At 39.2% G+C, this 15,908-nt stretch carries 14 protein-coding genes and 1 pseudogene; 7 read left to right on the top strand and 8 right to left on the bottom strand.

Annotated elements, in window-relative coordinates; translation table 11 throughout:
• Window positions 1-16: 16 nt before the first annotated feature.
• Window positions 17-922, bottom strand: a complete 906-nt coding sequence (locus HMPREF0519_RS04450) for a cation transporter (RefSeq protein WP_003635017.1) — start codon at window positions 920-922, stop codon at window positions 17-19.
• Between the two features lie 218 nt (window positions 923-1,140).
• On the opposite strand from HMPREF0519_RS04450, the gene HMPREF0519_RS04445 reads away from it, so the two are divergent.
• The 3 genes from HMPREF0519_RS04445 to HMPREF0519_RS04435 all read left to right on the top strand — a co-directional run bounded on the left by HMPREF0519_RS04445 (window position 1,141) and on the right by HMPREF0519_RS04435 (window position 4,759).
• On the top strand, window positions 1,141-1,680 hold the full coding sequence (locus tag HMPREF0519_RS04445; protein ID WP_225429167.1) for a TetR/AcrR family transcriptional regulator: 540 nt from the start codon (window positions 1,141-1,143) through the stop codon (window positions 1,678-1,680).
• 374 nt (window positions 1,681-2,054) lie between these two features.
• The gene (locus tag HMPREF0519_RS04440; protein ID WP_003635013.1) at window positions 2,055-4,046 is read left to right on the top strand and encodes a cation:proton antiporter; all 1,992 of its coding nucleotides are present in this window, start codon (window positions 2,055-2,057) and stop codon (window positions 4,044-4,046) included.
• 215 nt (window positions 4,047-4,261) lie between these two features.
• Complete coding sequence (locus tag HMPREF0519_RS04435) at window positions 4,262-4,759, top strand: hypothetical protein (RefSeq protein WP_003635011.1); 498 nt, start codon at window positions 4,262-4,264, stop codon at window positions 4,757-4,759.
• A 185-nt stretch (window positions 4,760-4,944) separates the two neighbouring features.
• Here HMPREF0519_RS04435 and HMPREF0519_RS04430 read toward each other — a convergent pair whose 3' ends face one another.
• The 5 genes from HMPREF0519_RS04430 to HMPREF0519_RS04410 form a co-directional block, all read right to left on the bottom strand.
• On the bottom strand, window positions 4,945-5,661 hold the full coding sequence (locus HMPREF0519_RS04430; protein WP_225429166.1) for a hypothetical protein: 717 nt from the start codon (window positions 5,659-5,661) through the stop codon (window positions 4,945-4,947).
• Between the two features lie 120 nt (window positions 5,662-5,781).
• Entirely contained in the window at window positions 5,782-7,539 is a 1,758-nt protein-coding gene (spxB, locus tag HMPREF0519_RS04425) for a pyruvate oxidase (RefSeq protein WP_190870490.1), read from the bottom strand.
• A 144-nt stretch (window positions 7,540-7,683) separates the two neighbouring features.
• Window positions 7,684-8,085, bottom strand: a complete 402-nt coding sequence (locus HMPREF0519_RS04420) for a pyridoxamine 5'-phosphate oxidase family protein (protein WP_003635006.1) — start codon at window positions 8,083-8,085, stop codon at window positions 7,684-7,686.
• Between the two features lie 66 nt (window positions 8,086-8,151).
• Window positions 8,152-8,895, bottom strand: a complete 744-nt coding sequence (locus HMPREF0519_RS04415) for a tyrosine-protein phosphatase (protein ID WP_003559844.1) — start codon at window positions 8,893-8,895, stop codon at window positions 8,152-8,154.
• A gap of 83 nt (window positions 8,896-8,978) precedes the next feature.
• Window positions 8,979-10,247, bottom strand: coding sequence for a hypothetical protein (locus tag HMPREF0519_RS04410; protein WP_003635003.1), 1,269 nt, complete (start codon window positions 10,245-10,247; stop codon window positions 8,979-8,981).
• Between the two features lie 227 nt (window positions 10,248-10,474).
• Here HMPREF0519_RS04410 and HMPREF0519_RS14575 point away from each other — a divergent pair, with 227 nt between their 5' ends.
• The 3 genes and pseudogenes from HMPREF0519_RS14575 (at window position 10,475) to HMPREF0519_RS04395 (ending at window position 12,227) form a co-directional block, all read left to right on the top strand.
• Window positions 10,475-10,606 (top strand): hypothetical protein, encoded by a 132-nt coding sequence (locus HMPREF0519_RS14575; protein ID WP_003553493.1) that lies wholly within the window; start codon window positions 10,475-10,477, stop codon window positions 10,604-10,606.
• Between the two features lie 315 nt (window positions 10,607-10,921).
• Window positions 10,922-11,736: pseudogene (locus tag HMPREF0519_RS13285) on the top strand (phosphoketolase family protein); the annotation flags it as partial.
• A gap of 200 nt (window positions 11,737-11,936) precedes the next feature.
• Window positions 11,937-12,227 carry a putative quinol monooxygenase gene (locus HMPREF0519_RS04395; protein ID WP_003559834.1) on the top strand — a complete coding sequence of 97 codons (291 nt, stop codon included), beginning with the start codon at window positions 11,937-11,939 and terminating at the stop codon, window positions 12,225-12,227.
• 76 nt (window positions 12,228-12,303) lie between these two features.
• Here the strand turns inward: HMPREF0519_RS04395 and HMPREF0519_RS04390 are convergent, their stop codons facing one another.
• On the bottom strand, window positions 12,304-13,701 hold the full coding sequence (locus tag HMPREF0519_RS04390; RefSeq protein ID WP_003559833.1) for an FAD-binding oxidoreductase: 1,398 nt from the start codon (window positions 13,699-13,701) through the stop codon (window positions 12,304-12,306).
• Between the two features lie 320 nt (window positions 13,702-14,021).
• Here HMPREF0519_RS04390 and HMPREF0519_RS04385 point away from each other — a divergent pair, with 320 nt between their 5' ends.
• Window positions 14,022-15,062 carry a baeRF6 domain-containing protein gene (locus tag HMPREF0519_RS04385; RefSeq protein ID WP_003634994.1) on the top strand — a complete coding sequence of 347 codons (1,041 nt, stop codon included), beginning with the start codon at window positions 14,022-14,024 and terminating at the stop codon, window positions 15,060-15,062.
• Window positions 15,063-15,147: 85 nt separating this feature from the next.
• Here HMPREF0519_RS04385 and HMPREF0519_RS04380 read toward each other — a convergent pair whose 3' ends face one another.
• Window positions 15,148-15,870, bottom strand: a complete 723-nt coding sequence (locus HMPREF0519_RS04380; protein WP_003634993.1) for an SDR family NAD(P)-dependent oxidoreductase — start codon at window positions 15,868-15,870, stop codon at window positions 15,148-15,150.
• Between the last annotated feature and the right edge of the window lie 38 nt (window positions 15,871-15,908).

Raw genomic sequence — 15,908 nt, 5'->3', positions numbered from 1 at the left:
TCCCACCTTCAATAAATTATTGTTTGTTTTCCCGTTGTGAATCAATCATGAAATCAACGTCTACTAATTGAAATATCGCTATTAGATTATCTCTAATCAATTTTATCGAGTTGAGGGCACAAGCTCCCATCCCTGGAGATAAGTAAACGTCCACTTGAATGTGCATCCCCCTTTTAAAAATAAATATTTTTTTACAGTTTGACATGTGCTTCAACACAATGGCTTCTATTGTGTGTTTGATCGGCCCAGCCGGCAGTTCTGCGCCAAGTATCTCCTTAACCGACTGAATCATAAAACCAATTGGCTGCCCAATAAACATTAGAACAATTATGATAGTAATGAAGAAGTCACCAGTATATAGCAAAAATGATAAGGGTGATCCGCTTGGAATAAACATCAGCAGCATTGCTACAAAAGCAATACCGATAGACATCATGACATCGATAAAACTATTTTTAGATTCGACAGTCAGTATTTCGCTTGCTCCTTTCATCTTTTTATTTCCCCTGCGGTACATCGTTAGCAGACATGATCCTAAAATAACCATCACAATTGCATATATCAGAACCGGAACAACATTAATTTTGGTTCCTTGCCCGACTGTAAAAAATAAATAAGCTTTAACGCTAACACTCCAAGTCGTAAACCCCATCAAGAAAATGATTAATATCGACTTAAAAAACACATAAACCGGTTCTAAGATAAACAGCCCCTTTGGAAACTGTTTCGTTTTTCTCTGACTTATTCTGGAAATAGCGGCGGCAACTATGCCGGAAATGACTTCAATTAATACAAACGAAGCATCTAGAAATAAGGCTTCAAGATGGGTAAAAGCATACACAAGCATTCCAGCACTTCCCATTAGAATATTAATAATGATGCCCCGATTGAGGCTTTGTTGTTCAATTCTTTTTGCGTTCATTTTCTATCCCTCACCTATTCAAGAAATTCAAATATCATTATTTATCAAGGTAACTTGCTTTTGTTGAGAAACTTAGTCATACTTAGAACTTAATAGACGGTTGTCTATAAATGAATATGTGTATATTATAGATATTTTTCCCTTTTATCAAAGAGCAATTCATTGAAAAATGTCTTTTAATGGACAAAATAATAAAAATTGACCAATTGGAGGAAAATATGGCTGAAGACAGACGACAGAGAAAAACCAAGAAAAGTATTCAAGAAGCACTCATTCAGTTTCTACAAAAAAAGCCCCTAAACAAAATTTCGGTTGCCGAAATTGTTCACGAGGCCGATATATCCAGAAGTACTTTTTATCTCCATTACGATGATTTGTATGATTTATACGATCAGTTAAATAATCATTTTTTGGACGGCTTATTTGAAAGCTTTGAAACCTACTACCCAACTACGCAAACAGAAAGCTATTTTGAGCTTGCTCAGAGACTCATTAATTACATTGACAAAAATAAAACTCTTTTTTCGATTTTTATTAAAGAAAACACCGTTTCTGTTGTAAACAGATTGTTCAATATCTTTGTGGACAAGGTCATGCAATTCGAAAAAATTAATAAAGACGATTTGCAGAGATATTATGAAATTGTTTGGTCCGTTCGTGGCATGATGGGAATTGTTATCGAATGGACCCAACATGACATGAAACCTGATAAAGATGACTTTATTGAAATTGTAAGATCAATTTTGGATAAATTATAAAAATATCATCGTTATTAGTTCGCTTTGGGCGCTAATAACGCGTCTCTTCTATATAAATGAGACCATCCTTCCCCCTTGATATTCCAGCACTTTTCATGCTATACTTCATGACGGTGCCAAACCACGGTGAGTTCGTAACGATCGGCGCATTTGCGTTCAGAAGGTCGAAGCGGCTCGCCATTTTTGTATCCTTATTTATCAGGATAGGATCGCCACAGCCTGACGGTCATATTAAAGACTTTGACTGATATCACTTTTATATTAGTCGTCATCTGTGCCCAATGACCTTTAACTCAAGTGCTATCCGGCACTTTTTTAGGCTATAAGTGCTAAACTGATATCGTTAATAAACTGACAAAAAGGAAGTGCCGAAAATGGATGAGGTGTTACTTTTAGCAATTATTTTGGCAGCCGTTGTTTTAGCCAATATTTTGGCACGATACTTTACAAAAATTCCACTGCCATTCTTCTTGATTTTCTTAGGTGTTCTGTTGGCAGGATTACCTGTTTATAAAAATTTTCACCTTGATCCATCCACCTTTGCGCTTGCAGTGATTGCACCGATGCTGTTTAATGAGGCGCAAAATAGTTCACGGCTTTGGATCGGACGATCTATCACCAATATTTTATCGTTAGCAGTTGGCCTGGTGTTGGTCAGCGTGCTGGTTGTTGGTGCCGGACTGCACATGGTTTATACCGTGCTACCCATTAGTTTGGCGTTTGCACTGCTCGCTATTGTCACGCCTACCGATGCCTCAGCGGTTAATTCGATTTTTGAATCAAATCCCATTGCTGAAGAACAAGCCGGTATTTTACAACACGAATCACTGTTTAATGACGCGGCCGGCATTGTCGTTTTTGACATGTCACTAGCTGCCTTTATCTCCGGCACTTTTTCAATGGAGTTGGCAGTCGGCATGTTCTTATGGGAATTTTTAGGTGGCTTATTATTTGGAAGTCTAATCGGTGTCTTAATCGTTAGCGTTCGTCTATTCTTAATTCGCTACAACGATGATACACCGCTCATCATGGTTCTCATACAACTATTGACGCCATTTCTGGTTTACCTTTTGGCCGAAAAGCTGGCATTGTCAGGTATCCTGGCCGTTGTGGCTGCTGGACTAGCCCAGGGTTCCGAACGTGAAAAGCTACGTTTAACCTCATCACGAATGCAGTTAATTACCAGTAATGTTTGGGAAATCATTTCCGGCATGTTATCAGGAACCGTGTTTGTCTTATTAGGACTCTCCTTACCGGAAGTCATTACTGCCATGCAACAATCCCCCAACCCAAACTTCGGTGTGTATAAATTGATTGGCATCGGGGTTCTCCTTTATCTGGCCAAAGGTATTATCCGTCTGTTCTGGAGTCGTTATTTAATTAAAAGACGTGTTAAAACAAGTCACGAATGGCGGGATAGTCTGGTCATGGCCTTTAGTGGCGCCAATGGAACCATTACCCTTTCTTTGGCTTTCTCGATGCCAGAAGTCATTCATGGTCAACCGTTCGAATTTCGTGGACCCATGATCTTTTTGGCAGCTGTTGTTATTTTCATCAGTTTGATTATGCCAACGATTTTCGTCCCGCTTCTTTTACCGAGTCAAGATAATAATCAGCCAAGGTATCGATGGGTACGGCGCATGCTTCAAGCGGCAATTTCCGATTTGGTTAAAGAAAAAGAGCATCCCGAAGAAGCCCAAATTGTTATCGATTCTCTGCAACAACAATTGGTTTTAGACGGCACACCAAATTTAAAGTTACGTCGCCGATTGATGAGTGCAAGTCATCAGGTAGAGTTAAGAGCTGTTCAAAAATTACATGACGACGGCAAAATCACCGATGATGAATTGTTTTATTACGGGAAATTCTTACAACTAAATAATTTCTCTGCCGATGAAAAGATTTGGAAAAATGTCCTGTTACGAATTCGCTTCAGTTTACACATCGGAACCTTATACAAGGACATGAATCGCGCACAAGATGCTTTTCTAACCGCTCCAGTTATTCTTGAAGAAGTTTACTGGCGGGAACAATTTAAAAAACACGGTGAGGATATTTTACCGATTGAACAGGTTGGCTTTGATGCCGTTATGGCCTTTCTAAAAACCAAAGATGTTGAAAGCGGTGTTGAATCAAACATGGTTAAACGATTCTATCGAACACGCCACCGTCGAATTCATGGAAAGGACGTTAATGCTGACATCGTTTATCAGATGTTCATGCGAGCCTTTCATAGCGAGTACGAACTAATTCAAGAAGCTTTAAGTACCGGAAAGATCAATTCATCCCTTGCCGAAAAGCTTCAGCAGCGAATCTCAATTGATGAAATGACTTATCTTCAAAATACAGAAATATTCAGCAACTAAAATGTATTTAATATTATTAAGCCTGACTAAATGGCACGCATTAAAGTGTCATTAGTCAGGCTTTCTATTAATGGGGTTTGTTATTTTGAAATACCAACCAGCAAAAGCTTAAATTAGAACGATAACGCTCCCTTCAGATCCCAACCTTTTAAAAACGGACCATTTCGCAATAAATGTTATACTGAATGAAAGCGACAGATTGAAGGGGGAGTTTTATGCAAAATCAAACACCGTCACGTATGCAGCGAAACCAAACAACGCAACAAACTAAAAAAACAAAACATACAAAATTAATTGTTGTCGTAATCGTATTACTGGTACTTCTGGGAGGCTTTCTGTACATTGGTCATCAAATTCATGAACTATCCGATGCTCAACGACAAACCAATACTATTTTAGACAAACCAATTAAAAATACAGTTGTTAAAATCGTCAAACCAAAGGTTCCGGCTGAAATTCGGCCACAAGTTGTTCAAATCATTGAACAGGAACCGCTTTATAGACTTCAACAAGCCGCAAATAATCCAGGGACGTTTCAGGAAATCGCCAACAAATACCAAGTACCGAAAAAATACGTTTATCCAGCTAAACAGTACTGGTTTAGTCAGGAAAATCAGACCTTACGGAATGATATTTACCATGCTCAGTTACTTCAATTACTATCTGAACTAAGGCAATTGAATGATTCATCAACCAATTCAACATCTCAATAATTCGAAACAGAAGACCTGTCTGTCATCAAATCGTTTTATTCAAAAACTTACTTACTACAGAGCGTGAAAAAACAGTTTATCTTTGTTTGATGTGAGGTATCTCCCCAAAAGTTAAAGTAAAAACTTTAGCTCTGGGGGTATACGCCAGTATCAATCAATGATAAGCTGTTTTCGTTTTCGTAAATTTAAGCGTCCTCAGTCCAGCTGTCATTATCCATCGGGATATATAGCCAACCGTAACGGGACACTTTTATTTGTAGGTCCCAGACCATCTCATTGTCATATGTTTTAATACGGGGGGTTCTCGTTGAATAAACAGCATAAGGATGTGACCGTTCCTTTAATTTATAAGTATTTACTACCAGTTTCGATTTAGCCGCCCCAATCATATGACCATCACCCAACAAAAATAATCTGGTGGCCCCGCTTGGCGTTAATAGGCTTATTACACTAAGCATACTTGGCAAAATAATCCAAACTGTCAATCGGTGATGTTGGTCTCCTAAGTGACAACCTAAAAGTACTGGAAAATACCAAGCCGTAACGACCAGAACACACGGAAAAATAAGTGTCAATAAATTATTGACAGACTGGCTAAGGGCCACATTCCCCAGTTCTGGATGAAATATATCGCCGAAAAATGTCACTGATAATATGACCATCAACCCTGTCAGTATAAAAAGGGATTTTTTCTTTTTAAGAAACGCTGCCGATAATGCAATAACAATCAGAAACCATTGGAATAACAAAATCCATAAAATAAGAATAACACCCCAATTATCGCTATCCGAGCTAATGTGAACCTCGTTTAACCCAACCGCTGCTAAAGCAAACATCATATACCATAAAGCAATAAATCCGACTCGTAATCCTAATAAAAGCCACCTATGCCACAAACGCAATGTAAAGTCCCCCTCTCCTTTTATTATGACACACTCAGAACTACAAAAAAGCTTCCAAAAACGATTTAAAAACAAGCTCAAAATCATTTTTGGAAGCTTTATTAATTTAGTTAATCAGGTTTATGACTGAACACCGTGTTTCTTTAAGAATTCACTTAATGGAACAAGCTTGTCAGCATAATAACGTTTCTTAAACTCATTAATCGTCTTTTCGTCAAATTTATCAGGATCCAACGTTAGTTTTTCAACCGGTATTGGACGCTCATTAGTCATCTTAACGTCAATTAAGACCGGTTTGCCAGCTTTGATCAACTCAACTGCTTGATCAAACGCCGGCTTCATTTGTCCAACTTTTGTCACCGTAATACCGGTCATACCTTGAGCTTCGGCTACTTTGGCAAAATCGGTTTGCGGCAAACTAATACCAAACCATTCATGATTGTCATCTTCCTGTTCATCTTCAATGAAACCAAGGGCATCATTTGAGAAGACAACGTTGATAACCGGTAAGTGGTACGCAACCTGAGTACTTAAATCCTGCATCACCATGGCAGCAGCACCATCACCAGCCAAGTTAAAGACCTGACGGTTCGGATAACTTAGTTTAGCAGCAATGGAACCGGGTAGACCCACACCCATCGTTGCAAATAAACCGGAAGTAATCCATGGTTGTTTACCGTTAACTTTCAATAAACGAACCGCATTTTGAGTCACATCACCAACATCGATTGAGTAAATTGCGTTGTCTTCAGAAATTCGATTAATTTCCTTAAAGGCCGGTTCAAATCTTAACTCACCGTCCGTTCGATTCATCATGTCATCATTGTACTGATGCCAATTAGCAACGTTATCCACGTTTGCGGCATACCAATCTGAAGGAGCACTATCCTTACCTAATTCAATAAATCGCTGAAGAGACTTCTTAGCATCGGCTAAAATTGCCACATCGGTCTTATGACGTTTTCCGAGTACTTGCGGATTACTATCAATTTGAATAAATTTAACATCCGGTTTAAACATTTCTTCGGCAAATGGATAATTGGACCCAACAAACAGCATCAAATCAGTTTCTTGCAAAGCTTCATTAGCCGGCTTGGAAGCAACACGGGCAGCTGATCCTAACAATGCTTCAAAGTCATAAGGAATAATTTCCTTGCCAAGCGCGGTTGTAATGACCGGCATTTGAAACTTCCTAGCAAATTGCATCACTTCATCCGCTGCACCAATTGTCCCTTGTCCAACGTAAATTAAAGGCTTTTTGGCTTTTGAAATCAATTCAAGCGCTTGATTGATTTGATCATCCGACCCAGCCCCAAGGACAGGTTTTGCAAAGTTCTCAGCCGAACTATAGTAGTCATCGGCCGGAATTTCTTTATTTGACAAATCGTTTGGAATTGTCACAAATGCGGGACCGTGTTGTGCAAATGCCCGTCGAATAGCTTCATCAAGAATATGAGGTAAGCTCTCGGCAGTCATGACCGTACGGGCATACACACCGGCATCTTTGAACCAAGGGTTTTCATCAAACTCTTGGAAGAAATCTTGATTCATTAATGCCTGTGGATTTTGACCAACAATAAAAAGCACAGGAACTTTATCTGCCATTGCATCATAGGCACCTTGATACAAATGAGTTGCACCGGGACCAGCCGATCCAAACGCAACACCTATGTGTCCGGTTAACTTTGTATCGGCAACCGCAGCCAAAGCACCTACTTCTTCGTGACGAACATGAATATACTTAATACGATCTTTTTCGGCATCCAGTGCATACATCAAATTATTAACAGTTCCACCCGGAATACCATAAATATGATCAACATGCCAACTCTCAAGTGTTCGTAATGCTGCTATGCCTGAATTAATTGTTTCTGCCATTATTAAGACCTCCTGTATAACCATCAATTTTCTATTCATTCTTATGATAGCGGTGTCAAATTTGAAAAACAATTAAATGCACTTATTAATCGTAACCAAAAAATGAACCTGATGATCTTTCCAGGTTCATTTTAATCTCGTATTTTATTCTTCAAATATCTTTCCAGCTTTAGGGCCCGGATCAAGTGTCCAAATTTTTTCAATATTAATCACACCGGCACCTTTTGGTACTGGAAACTTTCCTTCAGCCCATTTTTCGGCTTGTTCATAATAAGGACCGTCTGTATAAAGTTTTGCAGTCCCGCCAAACCGAAATCCCTTTAGCGCTTTAGCGTTGGCAGTCGCAACAATAACTTTACCATTGTCGTTAATATTGGCTTGTGTCTGACCACCCGTCATTTCGTTATAAATAAGGTGTTCGTCATCCAACACACGCATGGAAATTTTAGGACCGACATCCGGATTGCCATCTGCATCAACTGTCGCAATATAAGATAATTCACCAGCAATTAAATCTTTCATTGCCTGGTTTAACTTTGCCATCATAACATCCCCTATTTATTTAGTAAGGTCATTTTAGTGCTTGTTCAATCGACAAGCAATCATTTAACCTTACACGACATATTGATGCCGAAATTCAGGAACAAACCCTTTCTCCAGACCCAACCCCTCTTTTAAATAATTTTCAAAATGACCATATTGCTGATTGATCGTCACAAAAAAATGTTGTAAATAACGCCGATCAACTACCAATGCCTGACTTAATGCCCTTTGCTGGCCGGTTGTTAATTTATCTGCCAATTGATGGATAATTTGTTCATTTGCTTTCTTGCGTGATTCGTTGGTTTTTAAATAATCTTCAAAGATGTCGTTATCACTGACGCCAGCCGTTTTTAGAATTAAAGCGGCCGCCACACCGGTTCGATCTTTACCGGCAAAGCAATGAAAGAACGTCGGCCTTGGGTCGTCTACCAATGCGGTCATAAATTGATGATAACCCTTTTGAGCAGAAGGACTGGTAACCAGTTGGGCATACGTTGCTAACATCACTTGACTGATGTCGCCCGCATTATTAATCATGCCTTCAATGCTGACACCGCTTTTCTTTGCATCAACCAAAACATCGATCGCGTCATAATCAACTCCACCCCATACACTATCGGGATATTGTTTTCTCTCGGCTTGGCTTCGAAAATCAACTACCCGGGAAATTGCCAGTTTGTCTTTTAAATATAAAATCTGATTCTGATCCAAGTCGGCAATCTGACCACCCCGATACAACAAACCATCTTTTATTCGGCCATCTGCAGCCGGATAACCACCAAGTGTTCTGAAATTTGTTAATTCTACTGCCATTTTTTTCACCCATTCATTTTAATTATGACCACACTCTCATGGTGCCAATGGTCCAACTCTACCATAACTATCGTTTAAAATGATTAATCAGTGTCTACATCTTTAAATTGATAATAATCGGCTCCAAAATTTGCCATAAATTCATTTAATAATTTGGGATTTTGCTCCATTACGAAAGCATGACCACCATTATTCCAAAACTTTTCTTTTCGTCCCTTTGTCAGCGGCCAATATTTTTCCACAAAGTCCGGTAATGTTGGATCGGACAGATGGTTATTAACGTACCAACTAATAAAGTCCCTCATTCGCTGTGTCGATTTAGTGAACTCACTGATTTGATCTGTCTGTTCCTGCAATTTTTGCTTCGCATTGTCAATGGCTTTTTGGCGTTCTGCGGTTTTAATACCATACCTGGAAATTTCCCAAAGAAGCCACGTGAAGCCCTTCCAAAAGTCGCCCTCTGGAATCACCACATTCATCATCATCAACACATCATAAGATAGTAGATCAATCCCAAGAAATTTTTCCTTGGACTTGAGATGATATAAAACCGGCTCCCAATGATCAAAAAAAGTTTGATCACTATCCGTGTGAACCTTATCAACTAAGAGTTCATCTTCTAATCTGCGCTGGGCTTGAGACTGATCTGTTGAGACTGCCTGAAGCATTTCTTCGAGTTGCACGGTAAACTCGTGACGACTGTCCGTCAACGAACTTTCAGGCCTCTTTGAACGAAATTCTTTGATAATGGCGTTGAAGTTTTCCGTATAAAGAGCTGCTTTTACGGCATCTACCATTGAATAACGCTGATTTGACACAGCATACAAGAACAATGCATCATCAATGTCAACAAACCGTTGGTTGACATTCTCTACCAACGGATCCGATATTGGTGACCAGTGGACAATATGTCTACTTATGTTATTTTGAGAATCCGTCAGTTCAATGTCGATAATATCCTGAACTTTTTTTAAATGTTCAAAGGCATCCCGGCCACCAACAAAATAGTGGTTGGCCTGAACGCTTAATTCTCGATTAAGGACCAACACAAAGCCAGTAAGTAAGGTCGGATTGTCCAAATCTTTTTCAAGAATTAAAAATGAAACATCTTTTGAATCAAAAACCAACTTTTCACCATTTTTAAATATTAATGTTAATTGATTGACCAATGCTAAATTGACACGACTACCCTTATGAGCAAATTTTTCCCAAGCGTGTAGTGCAGTATCTTTTTTGCCCTGCAATCCACCACGCTGTTTACGGACCAGATAATCACCTGCAGTCGTGCCCGTTATTAAGTTATTATCTGCAAGCTCCGCAATAACGTCCCTATCAGTTTCTCTTTTTACCACAATCACATCAACCCCTACAACCCAAACTCATTTAACGATCATTCCCATATTACCGATATTTTATTAAATAGGCAACTCGTTTAAAGAAGCTTTTATATAAAATAGATAACTGCCATTTTGTTTTTTTGATCAAAAATAATTATTAAACTTATTTTTTGGGCATCCCTAAATTTAACTTTTGCTAAACCTCATTTTGGTGTAAAATGAGCTCAGGAGAAGGTGAGCATATGCAAAACCAATCTGACCAGAATCTGGATCTTTATAGAGAACTGGTTAAAGAAAAAGACCTTGTAGAAAAACAAAATACCGTTAAGGCATATGGTTTCTTAGCAATGCTTTATATGTATCTTGGTGAATAGCAGTCTAACCATCTTCTCTGATTATCCTCCTTATTATTAATCGTATTGTGGTTGTTTATTGGCGTTCACAACTAGAATACAGTTAATAATCCTGTTTGTTTTCCTTTATTTGCATTAATTCCAAAGGTCGTTTCATCTCTTGAACCTTTGGAATTTTTTGTGTACCTGTCTTTTATATGACACTGAAAGTGATCAAACTTTTATCGAAACCAGCCGTAAAAGGGTTGTAAAATAATTGACCATTAAATTATTTGGCACTAGCCTGTAGGCGAAATGGAAATTTGAGTACGATATTAGGAAGTATTTGAGATATATGGCAAATTCTCCCGTGATGTTATCAAGAATAACCCTAAGAACTTTCGTCCGTTTGGTCCTGATGAAACTGCTTCAAACCAATTGCAGGAAGCCTTTGCGGTTACCAACCGTCAATGGATGGAACCAATTCACAATCCATATGATCAGTTGATGAAGGCAGACGGCCGTATCATTGACTCTCAACTTTCCGAACACCAAGACGAAGGTTGGTTGGAAGGCTACACCTTAACCGGTCGACACGGTGTCTTCACGAGTTACGAAGCTTTCTTAAGAGTTGTTGATTCAATGTTGACGCAATACTTCAAGTGGATTCGCGAAGTTAATGAGCCACCTTGGCGTCAAAAATATCCATCATTGAACATCATTTCGTCATCAACATCGTTCCAGCAGGATCATAATGGTTATTCGCACCAGGATCCGGGTATTTTAACTCATTTAGCCGAAAAGAGGCCTCGCTATATTCGTGAATTCTTGCCGGCCGATGCAAATTCACTGCTTGCCGTTATGCACAAAGCATTGAATATGAAGCAAACATTGAATGTGACAATTGCTTCCAAACATCCACGTCCACAATTTACACGTTCATGGATATCGTGAAGATGGTGATATTACCCCCCCCATTTGATATGCGTGTATTGAACCACTTGGATCGATTCCACTTAGCTAAGGAAGTTGCAGAAGATGTTTACGGTGATAAGTCTTCCGAATTCACTTCGCACATGGATGACAAATTACAGCAACATCATGACTACATTCGTGAAACCGGAGCTGATTTACCAGAAATCAGAAATTGGGAATGGAAATCACTTAAATAAAATAAAAATAGGTTAATCATACTTGCCTAGAATAAAATGGTCAGCTCTCATAAAACAGCAGCTGACTATTTTTGTTGGCACTCACGACGCTTTAGAATTTGTAACGGCCCTGGGATATCACTATCAAATTTTAAATTTGGCAAAATGAGAAAACTGTTATAATAGACTTATCAAATACAGGAATCACTTGGAGGAAAATCATGAAAGTTATTAATGTTGAACTCACGGTTAAACCGGGTAAGCAAAAAGAATACGAAGCATTTATCGATAAGCTGGTTCAAGGCTCACGTGCAGAGGCTGGTAATATCAGTTATAATCATTTTAAAAAAATCGGGACAGACAATGAGTATGAGATTATTGAACATTGGAAGGATGCTGATGCAGTTGCCTTTCATAACGACACTTCCCATTTCCAAGCCTTTCTTTCAGGCGTTGGTGCTTATCTAACCAAGGATCCCGTCATCATTCGAATGGATTATCAGGAAAAATAATCACCGTAACTAAAATAAGAAGCTGATCCGGGTGCTATTAAAGCACTTGAGTCAGCTTCTTTGTTAATGATCCTGCTTAATTAATTTTTCTCTTCGGATTTAAAATACCCATTGGATCAAATAAATTTTTAATTTGATGTTGCAGCACGTCAACTGAGTCACCCAATTCTTCATTAGTCCATTGATTCTTTGACATCCCAACTGCATGTTCACCAGAAATCGTGCCACCTAAAGTCAGCGTTTTTCTAAATAGCCGACGAGTAGCTTCAATGACTCTTTCAGGTGGGTTGGGTTGATCATTCCATAACAGACTTGGATGCAGGTTACCATCACCAGCGTGTCCGGCAGTATAAATGTCGACATCCAACTCAGTACCAACCTGGGCGATATATTTAACCATTTCTGCCAGCTTGGATAATGGCACCGCCATATCTTCCATAATATAATATTTAGCATTGGAAAAGACCGCCGGTAGCATATCCTGACGCAACTTGATTAAGGATTTGGCCTTTTCTGGATCGTCTGTAATTTGAACATTCCAAGCTCCCTGCTCGTCAAGAATCTTCTTGGAAGTTTGTAATTTTAGTTCACTGGCACTATCAATGCTGAAAATCAGCAGTGACGATGTATCACTTTGTGAATAACTCGTGTGTTCATATTGATCCAACGCTTTGACAGTTTTACCATCTAACGCCTCAAGCATCGAAGGATACAAACCGGAATTTCTAATTGCTTTAACGCCTTCTGCCAACTTTGCCATATCGTCAAAGAACGCCATTCCGGTAATGGTTTTACCTATCGGAATCGGGAATAATTTGACGGTTACTTCTGTAATGATACCCAACGTCCCTTCGGAACCAACCAATAACTGTGTCAAATCATATCCATATGCCTGCTTGAATGTCCGACCGCCAAGCTTAATCTCTTGGCCATTTGTCAGCATCACTTTTAGCCCAAGGACCGAATCTTTAGTTGCGCCATACCGGACACCGCTTAGTCCGCCGGCATTGGTTGAAACATTGCCCCCGATAGCAGACATCGGTTTAGACGCCGGATCAGGTGCATAAAACATCCCCTGTTTCCGGGCCGCCTTATCCAAATCCTGGTTGATCACTCCAGGTTCAACGACTGCAAGCGAATCATCTTTATCAATTTCCTTAATATGATTCAACCTGGCAACTGACAAAATAATACCGCCATTAACACCATCGGCACCAATAACGGTACTGGTATCAGCGGTCTGTGGGACAACCGGCAAATGAAACTTCTGTGCGGTCTTCAAAACACCCCGGATATCATCCTTATCTCCAACGGCGACATAGGCCAAAATTTGACCACTGATTGAACTTTCGGCATTTCCGTTTGCTGTATGCTTGACTGCCGTTTCGTCATCAATATGAATTTCAGCGTGTGGTGCCTGTTGTTTCAAAAAATCGATTATTTGATCATGATTGTAAGCTGTAAAAACTGCCATCAACTAGCACTCCCTTATTAAATAGATTTTTATGAACATTTGTACCAAAATTAATTGTCGTGGGTTAATGCCATACATCAACTTTGTGAACCCATTTTTAGTTTTAAAATGTCTTGATCAATTGGTCAAACATTTACACGTTTAATTCCAAAACCTTCTCTATTGCTTATCAAATAAGTATTATTCGGCACTAACTATTTATAAGTATAGATTTCACAAGCTAATTTCTCACAACCCAACATGTGAATTTGCTATAATGAAAGTAGAAGTTATAGAATTAAAAAGTTATAACTATCATAATCTTTAAGGAGTTGGTCAATATGGCAATTAAAACAACTGTTTCAGAACTAGCAAAGTTACCAGACATGAATGCACCGGTGATTACGCTGAACTTGAACCTAAATAAATTGGCTTATGACGCAAACGAACAACTTCGAGTTAAGAATATCTTGAAGGAAATTCAAAAGGAAATCGGTCCAAGCATCGATTCTTTCGTCAATGAAGTCAATGATCTAATTCGCCAAGAACTGCCTTACGATGGCATCACGATGATTTCCGACCGAAGCGGCTCGAACGTCTATTATCTCATTCGAACCAGTGTCGACGAGGCTGATTATCACACTGACAACTCCATTGATTTTCTACTGCTCTTAAGTGCTTCGCCAAACGCTGATTACACATTACTTGAATTAAATCGTGATAACAGTAAATTATATCAACTTCAAAATAAACGTGTTAGTCCACTTGCTGTTGAAAATTATCCACTTACCGTTCAAGATGCGTTGGGAACAGAGCTTCGTGGCGGCGAACTGAACTTTAGCGGTCGTGGCGGTCAAACTCAATATCATGGGCATAACGAAACCAGTCAGGAAAAGCAAATTGACCAGGAAAGATACTATCACGTTCTGGAAGATTTATTGAAAGATGACCCATCATTGAGAGAACACGACTTTATTTTGATGGGATTACCGCAAAATATCAATCTTTTCAAGAAGTTAAACAAGGCATTAAAGCTTGCCGATATCTCAATTGATCAATCGGTTCAAAGCTTAGCACCGGATAAAATTGCAGAACTGGTTAATAAGAAGATCGAAGATTACAATAATACCCACTCTAATGAAGCGATCACAAAAGTCTTCAGAGATAAATTATTTACGGATTTAAATACGATTCAGAACATGCTCAACTCGGACCAGGTTCGTCACTTGTTCGTGGCTTCCAGAGATGAAATTAACGGTCATGATCCAGAATCATACGCAAAAATTAACGTCATGATTAAACAAGCTTTGGCACAAGACGCAGATGTCTCTGTTGTAAAGGAACAACCCGACATGCCTCTTGTTAGTGCAGTGAGCCATTAAAAATGCCGACATTAATCATCAAATAGGCAAACTAAAAAAGGTCGAAGGCTATCGTCTTTGGCCTTTTTTACATAGAATTTAAAAATTATTGATCAACTGTTGATAACACATGTCCGTTTGGTCCAACAATATCGCCATTATGGGATTGCCCATCCAATAAAATATTAGTTACCAGCTGACCGCCCTCTTCAACGGTTTTCATAAACGGTCCCTGTCGATGACCATTGATATCGGTTGACACACCACCGGGGAAAATGCCAAAAATTGATAGTGGCAGTTTCTGGTTAATAAAATCAACCGCCAGTGTTTGAATCAAACCATTCAATGCAATCTTCGAAACACGGTACGCTGCCGGATTATACCAAAGTGTGGCTGAAAACGGACCGGTTAGATTTGCAATTCGACCATGATTATTTTTCAAAATCGGCACTAACTTCTGAATCACCTGAAATGTGCCAAATAAATTAACGTTTAGTGTCTGCTGATAATCAGCGACCGTTGTTTCCAGAGCAGGCTTTGCCATATCTCCTGCAATACCGGCATTGTTAACCAATAAGTTCAAATCCGGATGTTGACGACTAATTTTGTCCGCTGCTTCAGTAATTGATTGTGACTCGGTCAAGTCTATTTGAATCGTATCCAATTGAAGGGCCGAAATGCCGGCTTCAACTAATTTGTTAACTGCTTGCTGCCCTGATTCAAGCCGACGGGCACCGACAATCACAAAATACCCATGCTCTGCAAGCTGTTTTGCAATTTCAAATCCAATTCCCCGATTAGCTCCGGTTACAAACGCCTTATTTACCATAAAGTTACCTCCAATTTAAGATAAGCATTTCGATTGAA

This window comes from Lentilactobacillus hilgardii DSM 20176 = ATCC 8290, assembly GCF_000159315.1.
Lineage (GTDB): Bacteria > Bacillota > Bacilli > Lactobacillales > Lactobacillaceae > Lentilactobacillus > Lentilactobacillus hilgardii.
The sequence above is the reverse complement of the archived record's forward strand: the minus strand, read 5'-3'. Positions and strand labels throughout refer to the sequence as shown.